This window comes from Sanguibacter gelidistatuariae (assembly GCF_900096585.1).
In the GTDB taxonomy this organism is placed as follows: Bacteria; Actinomycetota; Actinomycetes; order Actinomycetales; family Cellulomonadaceae; genus Sanguibacter; species Sanguibacter gelidistatuariae.
This window is the reverse complement of sequence record NZ_FMYH01000004.1, coordinates 136,319-148,326: the sequence shown is the minus strand read 5'-3', so window position 1 is coordinate 148,326 and position 12,008 is coordinate 136,319. Positions and strand designations below refer to the sequence as shown.

Sequence of the window (12,008 nt, the reverse complement as noted above, 5' to 3'; positions counted from 1 at the left end):
CGATCCAAACTGGCAAAGCACCTGGTGCGCCGATGCTCCGGGGGTAGTTATTTCGGACCGACGCTGAACTCGCGAAGGAGCGATGGGATGTTACACACGCAGGGCGCACGACCAACGCTGGCGTCAGTCGCAGCAATCGCTGGCGTCTCACGCCAGACAGTCTCCAACGTCCTCAACGAGCCCTCACGCGTTCAGGCCGAGACCCTCGCCAAGGTCCGCGCGGTCCTCGACGAGGTGAACTACCGCCCGCACCTCGCCGCGCGCCAGCTGCGCACCAAGCGCTCCCGGGTCATCGGACTTCGCCTCGAGCAGGTCACCGACGGGATCAACGGCGCCGTCCTCGACCGCTTCTTGCACGCCTTCACCGAGGGGGCGCAACGGCATGGCTACCGTATCTCCCTCTTCACCGCCGACGACGACGCCGGCGAGATCGCCCGCTACGGCGAGCTGCTCGACACCACAGACATCGACGCCTTCGTGCTCACCAGCACCCACCACGGCGACGTCCGCACCGAGTGGCTGAGCGCGCGCGACATCCCCTTCGTCACCTTCGGTCGCCCCTGGGCCCTCCCCCACGCCGCCGTGTCCGGCACTGCTCCCCATGCCTGGGTCGACGTCGACGGAAGCTTCGGAACCCGCTCCGCCACAGAGCACCTGCTGAGCAGCGGCCACCGCCGCATCGCCTTCATCGGCTGGCCGGCAGGCTCGGGTACCGGCGACGAACGTCGGCTCGGATGGCAGCAGGCCATGCGCACCTCCGGGCTGGGCGACGACGAGCTGGACCTCCTCGATCTGCAGACCGCCGACGGCGTCAACGAAGGAGCTGCCGCCATCCGCAGCCTCACCGGCCACCCGGCCGCCCCCACGGCCGTCGTCTGCGCCTCAGACTCGCTGGCCCTCGGGGCTCTCGAAGCCTCGCGCTCCCTCGGCGAGACCTTCGCCGTCGTCGGTTTTGATGACACCCCGGTCGCCGCTGCCATCGGGCTGACGTCCGTCGCCCAACCATTGATCGCCGTCGCTGAGGCGGCCCTCGACCTGCTCATCGCTCAGCTTGAGGATCGTCCAGACTCCACCGGGCACCGCCTCCTGCCTCCCCGGCTGGTCCCCCGCCGATCCACGGCGACGCCCCCCACAACTACCTGACCCGGCAAACCCGCCACCTCTAGAGGAGAATCATGTTTCACAAGAAGATGATGCTCACCGTAGCCATGACGGCTGTGGGAGCACTTGCGCTTGCTGCGTGCGGCGGCGGTTCCGACGACTCAAATGGCGCAAGCTCCGAGTCAGCATCGACCATCAACGTGCTCATCGGTTCGTCCGGCGACGCTGAGACCAAAGCAGTCACGGACGCCGTTGCGGCCTGGTCGACCGAGTCCGGCGTCAAGGCGAAGGTCAGTGTCGCCTCCGACATCGCGCAGCAGCTGTCCCAGGGATTCGCCAGTGGCAACCCCGCGGACGTGTTCTACCTGACCAACGACACCATCGCGACCTATGCGTCCAACGGTTCGCTGGACCCCTTCGTGGAGGGCTTGTCCAACAAGGACGACTTCTACCCCACGATCATGGATTCCTTCACCTACGACGGCCAGGTCTACGCCGCACCGAAGGACTTCTCCACCCTTGCTCTGATCATCAACAGCGACAAGTGGGCCGCAGCCGGCCTGACCGACGCTGACATCCCCACCAGCTGGGACGAGCTCAGCACGGTCGCTGCGAAGCTCACCACCGGTGACACCGTCGGCCTGTCGATCAGCCCCGAGTTCGCCCGCGTGGGTGCGTTCTTCGCTCAGAACGGCGGCTGGCTCGTCGACGACAAGGGAGCCGTCACGGCGGACTCCCCCGAGAACGTCGAAGCGCTGACCTACGTCCAGAGCCTGCTCACGTCCGGATCCATGAAGTACGCCTCTGAGGTCGGGGCCGGTTGGGGTGGCGAAGCGTTCGGAACGGGTGCCGCTGCGATGACCATCGAGGGCAACTGGATCACCGGTGCGCTCACGAACACCTACCCAGACGTCAAGTACACCGTCGCTGAGCTGCCTGCGGGCCCCGCCGGCAAGGGCACCATGCAGTTCAACGGTGGGTGGGGAATCGCCGCCGACTCCCAGAACAAGGACAACGCCACCAAGCTCGTCGAGTACCTGACGCAGCCCACGCAGCAGCTGACCTTCGCCACGGACTTCGGTGTGATGCCCGCTGTCGTCTCCACCGCTGACCAGTGGAAGACCGACAACCCGGCTCTTGCACCGTTCATCGAAGGCGCCGACTACGCCAAGTCGATCCCGAACATCGTCGGGATCAAGGACGTCATCGACGAGCTCAACTCCCAGATCCAGTCATTGAGCACCGGGGACCCCAAGACCATCCTCGAGAGCACCCAGACGAACCTGGAATCCATCAGCAAGTAGCTCGTCAGCAGTTCTCACTCAGTGGGCGCTGGCCACCTCACGGTGACCAGCGCCCACTGGACCATCTTTACAACGATTTACATCACGGAACGAGAGACCCTTGGCTGGCATGATGAAACGCCTCAAGAAACCAAAAGAAGGCGGCGCACACGGGCACGAAGCCGTCGCAGGCTGGCTGTTCATCAGCCCCATGGTCATCATCCTGGGACTGTTCCTGGTCATCCCGGTCCTCATGGCAGCATGGGTCTCCGTCTCTGACTGGACCGGTCGCGGGAGCCCCTTCGCCAGCACGGTGAACTTCGTGGGCACCGACAACTACGCCAAGCTGCTGACAGAGCCCGGGCTGGCGCAGTCCGACTTCGGTATGTCCATCAAGAACAACAGCTATTACGTGCTGCTGGTCATCCCCATCCAGACAGCACTCTCACTGTTCTTGGCTGTCATGGTCAACCGTCGCGTCCTCAAGGGTCGCGGGTTCTTCCGGACGGCTTTCTACTTCCCGTCGGTGACCAGCTCCGTCGCGATCACCGTCATCTTCCTCTTCTTGTTCTCCACGACCGGTGCTGTGAACAAGGCGCTCCATGCCATCGGTGTGAACGGTCCGCAGTGGTTCTCTGATCCCAAGGGGATCCTCCACATGGCCCTGGGCAACATGGGGATAGACACCCCACCAGCGGCCCTGGCCGGCCACGGATTCTTGGGGAACAGCTGGTGGCAGTGGCTCTCCGGCCCCAGCCCCGCCATGTGCGTGTTCATCATCATGGCGGTCTTCACCACCTCCGGCACGTTCATGCTCCTGTTCATCTCTGCCCTGCAGAACCTGCAGGGTGAGGTCGAGGAGGCGGGCATCATGGACGGCGCCAGCGGGTGGCAGCGGTTCTGGCACATCACGTTGCCGATGCTCAAGCCGACGACGTTCACCGTGCTGACCCTGGGGCTCATCGGGACGTGGCAGGTATTCGACCAGATCTACGTCGGGACGAAAGGCAACCCGTCGAAGACCACGTTGACCCCGGCGTACCTGTCGTACAGCTCGTCGTTCCAGAACAACCAGTGGGGTCGCGGTGCGGCCATCGCGTTCATCCTGTTCGCGATCATCGTCGCCATGACGATCCTGCAGCGCATCGTGCTGCGGGACCGCAAGACTCTGCCCAAGCGCAAGCGTTTCTACCGCGACGGACCACCCAGCGCCGTCGTCCCAGCGACGCCTACATCTCCTCTGGTTCCGACAGCGTCCGGCGCCCAGATGGATGACTCCACACCCGGCGAAGGGGACCAACGATGACCGCCAGCGAACTTCAACACACCGTTCCTGAGGTTCGTAGCGCGAAGAACCGACGCTTCGACAAGCTGGCTCGCCGCAGCCGCTACAGCGGGATCCTCGTGTACATCGCGCTGGGCATCCTGGCGCTGGTCTACATCTACCCGTTCCTCATCTCGATCGCGAACTCCTTCAAGCTGGACCCTGATGCGGCTGCGAACCCCATCAGCCTGATCCCTCAGACGTTCAGCACCGAGGCGTTGCAGCGTCTCTTCGAGGCGGACTTCCCGACGTGGTTCAAGAACTCCGCCATCGTGACGGTCGTGGTGACCAGCGGTCGGGTGTTCTTCAACTCCCTCGCCGGGTACGCCTTGTCGCGGTTGCGGTTTCCTGGGCGCGGGCTGGTCTTCGCCTTGCTCATCGCGGTCATGTCCGTCCCGTCGGTCGTCCTGCTCATCCCGAAGTTCTTGGTCATCAACGAGCTGGGCATGTATGACACGTACGCCGGTATGACCATCCCGTTGCTGGCAGACGCCGCGGGGATCTTCATCATGAAGAACTTCTTCGAGTCGATCCCCGCGTCGGTCGAGGAGGCAGCCCGCATCGACGGGGCTGGGGTGTTCCGCCGGTTCTGGTCCGTGGTTCTCCCGATGGCTCGACCTGCTCTGGTCACCATCTTCATTCTGTCGTTCCAAGGATCCTGGAACGAGATGTCACACATGATCATCTCGACGCAGTCGCCTGAGCTGTTCACCCTCACGAAGGGTGTTGCTCAACTTGCATCTGGGGCGCTGAGCGCCGGAACCCAGTACCCCATCAAGCTGGCCGCCGCCACGATCATGACGATTCCTGTCGCGGTGCTGTTCTTCATCTTCCAGAAGAAGATCATGAACTCCTCCGACGGTGCCGTGAAGGAGTAGCTCTCCGCCACGCCAGAGCGGCTCAGGGCCGGTGCTCCCCACACGGGGACCACCGGCCCTGAGCCGTTTCGCGGGGCTAGTTGGCAGCGGTGGGGCAGTGCGGCACTGACGGGACCATGACCGTTCCGTCTGCGCGTCGTTGCCCTGCTGCCACGAGCACGGTCGGGTGGCCGTCGATCCGGGGGCCTTGTCCGTCCAGCGCGATGATCTGCGGAGCATCAGTCACTGTGACGGGGACGCCGCGGACCATGACGTCCGCCGTGTCGCCGTCCTCGACGACCAGCTCGATCTCGGTGGGACGCACGCAGACCCGCACGCGGGTGCCCTTGAGCGTGATCCGGTAGGTGAGGTCGTCCCAGCCCAGGGGGAGGCGCGGGTCGATCGTGATGACGCCACGGTGGTCGCGCATGCCTCCGAAGCCGAAGACGAGGGACTCCCAGATTCCACCGGCGGAGGCGACGTGCACACCGTCGGCGGTGTTGTGGTGGAGGTCGCCCAGGTCGACGAAGAGCGACGACGTGAAGTACTCCAGCGCGAGGTCCTGGTAGCCCACCTCGGCGGCGATGATCGACTGGACCACGGCTGAGAGCGTGGAGTCACCCGTGGTGATCGGGTCGTAGTACTGGAAGTCTGCGAGCTTCTCTTCCGGGGTGAAGTCCTCCCCCTGCAAGAACAGCGCGAGCACGACGTCGGCCTGCTTGAGCACCTGGAAGCGGTAGATGACCAGCGGGTGGTAGTGCAGCAGGAGCGGGCGGTTGGACGCGGGGGTGTTGGGCAGGTCCCACATCTCACGTTCGAGGAAGTGCGAGTCCTGCGGGTGGATGCCGAGCTCTTTGTCGTAGGGGATGCACATCCCTTCCGCTGCGCGGCCCCACTCCTTGACCTCGTCGAGATCGAGGTTCAACCGCGACACCATGCGCTCGTAGGCGATGGGGTCTTCGGTGCGGAGCCGGTAGACCTCTTCGACGGCGCGGCGCAGGTTGAACCGTGCCATGACGTTCGTGTAGAGGTTGTTGTCGACGACGGTCGTGTACTCGTCGGGTCCGGTGACGCCGTGGATGTTGAAGACCTCGGCCCCGTTGGTGCGCCAGAACCCGAGGTCGGCCCACATGCGGGCGGTCTCGACGAGGATGTCGATCGCCTCCCGGGACATGAAGTCCGTGTCGCCCGTGGCGCCGACGTACTGGCTCAGCGCGTAGGAGATGTCCGCGTCGATGTGGTACTGCGCGGTTCCCGCTGCGTAGTACGCGGAGGCCTCTTCACCGTTGATGGTGCGCCACGGGAACAGCGCCCCGTCCTGGGTGAGCTCTCGTGCCCGACGGCGCGCGGCGTCGAGCATGGCGTAGCGGAAGCGCAGGGCGCTGCGGGCGCTGTGCGGGGAGGTGTACGTCAGGTACGGCAGGACGTAGATCTCCTGGTCCCAGAAGTAGTGGCCGCTGTACCCGGAGCCCGTGAGGCCCTTCGCGGGGACGCCGTTGGTCTCGGCGCGCGCGGTGGCCTGCGCGAGCTGGAAGAGGTTCCAGCGGACGGCCTGCTGCAGCTCGGGCTGCCCGCCGATGACCACGTCGGTGCGGGCCCAGTAGTCGTCGAGCCACTCCTGCTGCTTCTCGAACTGGACGTCGATGCCCTCGGTGATGACGCGGTCGAGGGTGCGGCGGCAGCGGTCGACCAGCTCGAGCGGCGGGATGCCGCGGGAGGTGTGGTAGCTGACGGTCTTGGTGACGGTGATCGTCTGGCCGGGCTTGGCCTTGACACGGTAGACGTGCTTGGCGAAGTCCTTGTCGATCTCGGTGAGGAGCTCGTAGTCGTTGTCGGTGACGATCTTGTGGTCGGCCGCGACGGCGAGGGTCATCCCTGAGTCGGTGCAGCGGTAGGTCAGGACCGCACGCTCGTCGCTGATCCACTGCGAGCACGGCTGCAGGACGCGACCTTCGAACTGTTCGGCCTTGCGGGGGTCGAAGCCCTCGCCCATGGCTGCCGAAGGGACGTTGTACTCGTCCTGACCGTCCTGGCGGTTGAGGATCTGACTGGAGATCACCACTGGGGCGTCGTCGTCGAGCATGGTGACCTCGAAGGTCATGATGGCGAGATGGCGCTCGGTGAAGGAGACCATGCGCTGGGCACGCACGTGCACCCGTTTGCCCGACGGCGTCTGCCAGACGAGGTCACGGCTGAGCACCCCGGAGGAGAAGTCGAGGGAGCGGTCGTAGGAGAGCAGGTCGGCGACACTGAGGAGCAGCGGCTCGTCATCGACGTAGAGACGGATGATCTTGGCGTCCGGGACGTTGACGATCGTCTGGCCGACCTTCGCGAAGCCGTATGCCTCCTCTGCATGGCGGATGGCCCAGGTCTCGTGGAATCCGTTGATGAAGGTCCCGTGCGCGTGGGAGTCGCGTCCTTCGGGGACGTTCCCGCGCATGCCGAGATATCCGTTGCCCACGGAGAACAGCGTCTCGCTGACGCCGAGGTCCTTGGCGCAGTACACCGACTCGGTCAGCCGCCAGGGGTCGACGGGGAACCGGCCCCGGTCGATTGGATCGATCAAATCGCTGACGTCGATTCCGCCAGGAAAAGTTGTTGTCACGAGGGGTCCTTCGGAAGTCGAACGGTCAAAGAGTCATCAGTCAGCTCGCCCAGGTCGGCGACGACAACATCGGCTCCCGCCTCGAGGAGGGCTTCGACTCCGGCGCCACGATCAACACCGATGACCAGACCAAAACTACCAGCCCGGCCGGAGGCAACACCAGATAGTGCGTCCTCGACGACAACGGCGGCCGAGGCCGGAACACCCAGCAACGACGCCGCGTACTCGTAGGTGTCAGGCGCAGGCTTACCCGGCAGGCCCTTCGCCGCTGCGACCTGCCCGTCGATGACGACCTCGAAGCGATCGCTGAGACCAGCAGCGGCCAGCACAACCGGGGCGTTGCGCGAGCTCGAGACCACGGCGACCTTGGCCCCCGTCTTCGCCAACGCGTCGAGGAACTTCACCGACCCGGGGTACGGGTCCACGCCGTCCTTCTCCAGGATCGATGAGAACACGGCATTCTTACGGTTCCCCAGACCGCACACCGTCTCCTGGTCAGCCGCGTCGCTCGGGTCGCCATAGGGCAGCTCGATGCCACGGGACTCCAGGAAGGAACGCACACCTTCGTAGCGGGGCTTGCCGTCGACATAGTCGAAGTAGTCACGCTCGGTGTACTCGGGGCTGAGGCCGCGAGCCTCCAGGTAGGTGTTGAAGAGCTCGGACCAGGCCAGCATGTGAACGTCCGCGGTGGGTGTCAGCACCCCGTCGAGATCGAAGAGGTAGGCAGCAAAATCGTGTTGATGGGTCACCCAAGAAGTGTAGAAGGCCCGCCACCCACGGCCGCACGCGTCAGCCGAGCCGCTTCTCCAGCCGGATCCGCACCTCGTCGCCCGCAGCGTCCTTGCCGACCGCCTTGCGCAGCGCCGCCCGCAGCGGGAGCCGGTGCAGCCCGCTGCCCGAGGGCATGAGCGTCGCGGCGAAGTGGTGCCCGTCGACGGTCCCGGTGACCTTCACGGCCTTGCGGGTCCCAAGGAGCTCGACCGAGCCGGGCACCGTGAGGTAGGTGTCGAAGGCACCGTCCTTCTGCAGCTGTGCCGTGAACTCGTGATCAAGCGTGAGCGGGTCATCCAGCATTGCCATTGCGGTCTCCTCCAGAACGGGGCGCCCGGCCCTGTCGACGACCGGATCATCGTCAGACTATCGCCTCGAGCGCGGCGCGAGTCACCTCGGCCGCGCTCGTCCCCGCGTCGCGCACGCAAGAAAAAAGGAGTCCCACCCCGCATGGGGTGAGACTCCTCGTGGTGATTCTCGGTGGAGCTAAGGAGATTCGAACTCCTGACCTCTTCGATGCGAACGAAGCGCGCTACCAGCTGCGCCATAGCCCCTCCACTGCAGGAAACGAACTCCCGAAGCGTTATCTAGGTTAGCACCACGGGAGACCCACTGAGCACCACGGCGACTTCGACGGCAAGCATCGTGCCAGGCGAGCCGCACCCGGGTGGGTTCGCTACTCCCCCGCCGCGCGGCGTCGGGCAAGGACGGAGTTGAGGTTGACGCCGAGGCTGTCGCTGGGCGCCTCCGCCTCGCTCGTGGCCGACGACGCGTCACCGGCCGTCTCCTCGACCGGCGCGCTGTCACCGGCTGCGAGCTCGGCCCGGCGCGCCTGGGTGATCTGCGCCATCTCGGCGGTCAGCGGCGCCGGCTCCCAGCGCGGGGCCGCGGACTTCATCGTGTAGACGGGGCGAGGAACCGGGACGGACGTCCACTCCGCGGCACCGGTCGCCTCGTCGGCTGACGTGTCGGCCTTGTCAGCCGCAGTGTCGACGCCCCTGTCGAAGCTCGTGCCCGCGGTGACGACTGCGCCGTCGGCCTCGGCGAGCACCACGGTGGCTTCCTCGACGGCGCTCGACGCCGTGCTTGCCGACGCCACCTCCGCCAGAGCCGGCCGGTCATCCGCGACGGTCGCCCCCTCGGCGGAAGAGGCCGCGGCGGTCACGGCCGCGGCTGGGCGCACCCGGGCGATCATCTGGGTGTGGGACTGCGAGGACTTCACGGCGCGGCCGGTCACCTGCGGGCGGATGGCAGGAGCCGGACGTCCGGCCAGGCGGACATCGGTCGGCGCTGCGGCGGCGGCCCGGCGCACGCGCTCACGCCCTTCCCATGCGGCGTCGGCCCGGGCGTGGGCCCGCACAGCCCGGCGGCCGAGCGCGAGGACCGCGCCGAGCAGGACTGCCGGTGCGAGCACGAACCAGCTCGAGACGGAGGTCCCGGCGGCGAGCGCGCCCGTCCCGGCCGTCAGCACGAGCAAGGTCACGGTGAGCAGCGCGCGGCGCCGCGCAGCCGCCGCACGGCGGGCATGCAGCCCCGCGCGTACAGGTGCGGCCGCGGATGTCGGGGAGGGTGGTTGCTCCATGTCCTGCTCTCCTTCCGGGTGGTGGCGCCTGGGCCGCACGGACATCCCGTGAGGCGGGGTCAAGAGTGGTGCGTTCAAGCTGGACGACGTCGTGCAGTCGCCGTGGGAGTGCAGCGCTACGGCGGTCGATCCCCGGCCGACCTTCCTCGCTGCTCCGGCGTTTGCCGAGGCACCCGAGGTCGCGACGGCCAGCACCCGGAGATTCCCGGAGAACCGGTCGTTGACTCGCGATTCGAGCATCTGCTGCCGTTGGCGCAGCCGGTGCGGGACCAGATAGGCCAACCACAGACCGACCACTGCCAGAACGACGACGCCGGCTAGTGAGTCCACACGACGACGTTAGGTGAGGCGATACACCCTGACGCGGACGCGCCCCGGTGTGTCGTGCGGACAAGTTACACCTATGCAATTCTTCCACAGGCGCAGGCGCGCGGTCTGCTACTGCTGGCCCCGCCAGCGGGCGAGCAGACCGCCGGGGACCTCCTCGGCCGTCACCGCGAAGGTCCGGTGATCGCACCAGCGGCCCTGGATGTGCAGGTAGGCGACCCTCAGGCCCTCGTCGCGCAGACCAAGCTTGGCCACCACCCGCAGGCTCGGTGCGTTCTCGGGGCGGATGTTCACCTCGATCCGGTGCAGGCCCAGCTCGAAGAGGCAGTAGTCGGCCGCGAGCGCGACCGCCGTCGGCGCGATCCCCCGACCCGCGACGTGCTCGCTCACCCAGTACCCGATGCTGGCCGAGCACATCGACCCGTAGGTGATCGAGGAGACGGTCAGCTGGCCCACGAGCTCGCCGTCGAGCTCGATCGCGAAGGGGAGGGTCGTGCCGTCTCGGGCCGCGCCGTCGAGCAGGCGGACGTACTCACCGAAGGTGGGAGCCGATCGGCTCCTCCCGCCGGGATGGCGACCGGGGAGCACGGGCGGGAGGGTCGCCTCCCAGCGGTCGAGCCAGTCGGCGTTGTGCTCGCGCACGTCCATCCAGTCGTCACGATCGCGGCGGACGAGCCGCCGCAGGATGAGCGTGCCGCCGGGCGGGTCGGTGAAGGAGTCGTCGCGCAGCACGACCGGCCAGGCCGGCGAGCGTCGCCAGAACGCCATGCTCACGCCTCGAGGACCAAACAGTGCACCCTGTCCCCGAACCGCACCTCGGTGTCCCCCTCGGGGACGACCGCGAGGGCGTTGGCCTCCGCGAGAGCGGCCACGGACAGCTCTTCCAGCCGGGTCGGGTCTCCGACCGGGGTGACCTGGTACCCCTCCTCGGGCGAGCCGACCAGCGTGGCCGGCACGAACTGGCGGATGCCTGCCGGGCTGCGCCAGCCGACCGCGGCGTGCGCGGCGACGGACGGCCGGTAGATCTCGGTGTACCCAGCCATGGCACGCAGCGCCGGGCGGACGAACACCTCGTAGGAGATCTGCGCGGCGACCGGGTGCCCGGGCAGGGAGAAGACCGGGATGGTGTCACCGGGCGCGCCCGTGTCGACGCCGATCCCGGCGTAGAGGGTGCCCAGGCCCTGGTTGCGGCCGGGCATCATCGCGACGTGGTCGAAGCGCACGGTGCCCAGCGGTGCGAGCACGTCCTTGAGGGTGTCGTGCGAGCCCTCGCTCAGCCCGCCAGTGGTGATCAGCAGGTCCGCGCGCACGAGCTGGTCCTCGATCGCGTCCCTGAGCTTGGCCTGGTCGTCGCTGACCGGGGCGACCTGGATCGCGATCGCACCGGCGTCCTGGACCGCGGTGCGCAGCGACGGGCCGTTCGCGTCGAACACCCCAGGGCGGGGTGAACCGGGCTGGACGAGCTCGTCGCCGACCGGGAGAATCACCACCCGGGGAGCTGGGTGCACCCGGATCCTGGCGTAGCCCAGGCTCGCGGCGAAGGCCAGCTGGCGGGCGTCGAGGCGGATGCCGGCACGCAGCCCCACGGAACCGGCCGCGCCGTCGGCTCCGACGGCGCGCACGTTGGCCCCCTGGCCGAACTCGGCGGTGATCCGCACCCGCGCCTCACCTCGGTCGGTGGCCCAGACCGGAACCAGAGTGTCGGCCCCGATAGGCATCGGTACCCCGGAGCTCAGCAGCACGCTCTGCCCGGGCACCAGGCGGAAGGGCTCGTCGGCGGCCGACCACACGTCGTGGATCACCGGGAGCACGACGGGCTCCTGAGCACTGGCCCCCGTGAGGTCCCGGGCAAAGACGGCGTAGCCGTCGCACGTGGCCAAGGGCCGGGCGGGGATGTTCTCGGTGACGACGATGTCTGCGGCGAGGATGCAGCCGGCCGCGTCCGTGAGGACGACGTCGAGGGCGGGGACCGGAAGGGCCACAGCGAGGACGGCGGCGAGCTGGTCCTGGACGCTCTTCACCGGATCACCGGGAGGTCACGGGTCGTGGGGCGCACGGCGTTCCAGCAGTCATGAACCACAGGCTAGTGCAGAAAAGCACATCCCCTGCGAACATCTCCGAGAGACACCATCCGCACCATTTCTTTGAGATACTTTGA

At 67.1% G+C, this 12,008-nt stretch carries 10 protein-coding genes and 1 tRNA gene; 4 read left to right on the top strand and 7 right to left on the bottom strand.

Going from position 1 to position 12,008, the window contains the following annotated elements:
* The first annotated feature begins 87 nt into the window (after window positions 1-87).
* The 4 genes from BLQ50_RS10660 (at window position 88) to BLQ50_RS10645 (ending at window position 4,586) form a co-directional block, all read left to right on the top strand.
* Window positions 88-1,143 carry a LacI family DNA-binding transcriptional regulator gene (locus BLQ50_RS10660; protein WP_093183571.1) on the top strand — a complete coding sequence of 352 codons (1,056 nt, stop codon included), beginning with the start codon at window positions 88-90 and terminating at the stop codon, window positions 1,141-1,143.
* A 32-nt stretch (window positions 1,144-1,175) separates the two neighbouring features.
* Window positions 1,176-2,405, top strand: coding sequence for a sugar ABC transporter substrate-binding protein (locus BLQ50_RS10655; protein WP_093183570.1), 1,230 nt, complete (start codon window positions 1,176-1,178; stop codon window positions 2,403-2,405).
* A gap of 109 nt (window positions 2,406-2,514) precedes the next feature.
* The gene (locus BLQ50_RS10650; RefSeq protein ID WP_093183568.1) at window positions 2,515-3,690 is read left to right on the top strand and encodes a carbohydrate ABC transporter permease; all 1,176 of its coding nucleotides are present in this window, start codon (window positions 2,515-2,517) and stop codon (window positions 3,688-3,690) included.
* Window positions 3,687-4,586: a carbohydrate ABC transporter permease gene (locus BLQ50_RS10645; protein ID WP_093183566.1), complete on the top strand. Its 900-nt coding sequence runs from the start codon at window positions 3,687-3,689 to the stop codon at window positions 4,584-4,586. Before BLQ50_RS10650 ends, BLQ50_RS10645 begins: the two co-directional genes overlap by 4 nt.
* A gap of 76 nt (window positions 4,587-4,662) precedes the next feature.
* Here the strand turns inward: BLQ50_RS10645 and BLQ50_RS10640 are convergent, their stop codons facing one another.
* The 7 genes from BLQ50_RS10640 to BLQ50_RS10610 all read right to left on the bottom strand — a co-directional run bounded on the left by BLQ50_RS10640 (window position 4,663) and on the right by BLQ50_RS10610 (window position 11,871).
* Complete coding sequence (locus BLQ50_RS10640) at window positions 4,663-7,170, bottom strand: glycoside hydrolase family 65 protein (RefSeq protein WP_245701100.1); 2,508 nt, start codon at window positions 7,168-7,170, stop codon at window positions 4,663-4,665.
* Entirely contained in the window at window positions 7,167-7,919 is a 753-nt protein-coding gene (locus BLQ50_RS10635) for an HAD family hydrolase (RefSeq protein WP_093183565.1), read from the bottom strand. The genes BLQ50_RS10640 and BLQ50_RS10635 overlap by 4 nt, the downstream gene beginning before the upstream one ends.
* 40 nt (window positions 7,920-7,959) lie before the next feature.
* Complete coding sequence (locus tag BLQ50_RS10630; protein ID WP_093183564.1) at window positions 7,960-8,250, bottom strand: DUF1905 domain-containing protein; 291 nt, start codon at window positions 8,248-8,250, stop codon at window positions 7,960-7,962.
* Window positions 8,251-8,422: 172 nt separating this feature from the next.
* Window positions 8,423-8,495: transfer RNA gene (locus BLQ50_RS10625), tRNA-Ala, on the bottom strand.
* A 122-nt stretch (window positions 8,496-8,617) separates the two neighbouring features.
* Entirely contained in the window at window positions 8,618-9,523 is a 906-nt protein-coding gene (locus BLQ50_RS10620; protein WP_093183562.1) for a hypothetical protein, read from the bottom strand.
* Window positions 9,524-9,961: 438 nt separating this feature from the next.
* Window positions 9,962-10,618 carry a GNAT family N-acetyltransferase gene (locus tag BLQ50_RS10615; RefSeq protein WP_093183561.1) on the bottom strand — a complete coding sequence of 219 codons (657 nt, stop codon included), beginning with the start codon at window positions 10,616-10,618 and terminating at the stop codon, window positions 9,962-9,964.
* Window positions 10,619-10,620: 2 nt separating this feature from the next.
* Entirely contained in the window at window positions 10,621-11,871 is a 1,251-nt protein-coding gene (locus BLQ50_RS10610) for a molybdopterin molybdotransferase MoeA (RefSeq protein WP_093183559.1), read from the bottom strand.
* Between the last annotated feature and the right edge of the window lie 137 nt (window positions 11,872-12,008).

Coding starts and splice junctions, on each gene's coding strand:
- BLQ50_RS10615 (WP_093183561.1), bottom strand. CDS start 10,618: ATGGCGTTCTGGCGACGCTCGCCGGCCTGGCCGGTCGTGCTGCGCGAC.
- BLQ50_RS10630 (WP_093183564.1), bottom strand. CDS start 8,250: ATGGCAATGCTGGATGACCCGCTCACGCTTGATCACGAGTTCACGGCA.
- BLQ50_RS10620 (WP_093183562.1), bottom strand. CDS start 9,523: ATGGAGCAACCACCCTCCCCGACATCCGCGGCCGCACCTGTACGCGCG.
- BLQ50_RS10645 (WP_093183566.1), top strand. CDS start 3,687: ATGACCGCCAGCGAACTTCAACACACCGTTCCTGAGGTTCGTAGCGCG.
- BLQ50_RS10660 (WP_093183571.1), top strand. CDS start 88: ATGTTACACACGCAGGGCGCACGACCAACGCTGGCGTCAGTCGCAGCA.
- BLQ50_RS10655 (WP_093183570.1), top strand. CDS start 1,176: ATGTTTCACAAGAAGATGATGCTCACCGTAGCCATGACGGCTGTGGGA.
- BLQ50_RS10650 (WP_093183568.1), top strand. CDS start 2,515: ATGATGAAACGCCTCAAGAAACCAAAAGAAGGCGGCGCACACGGGCAC.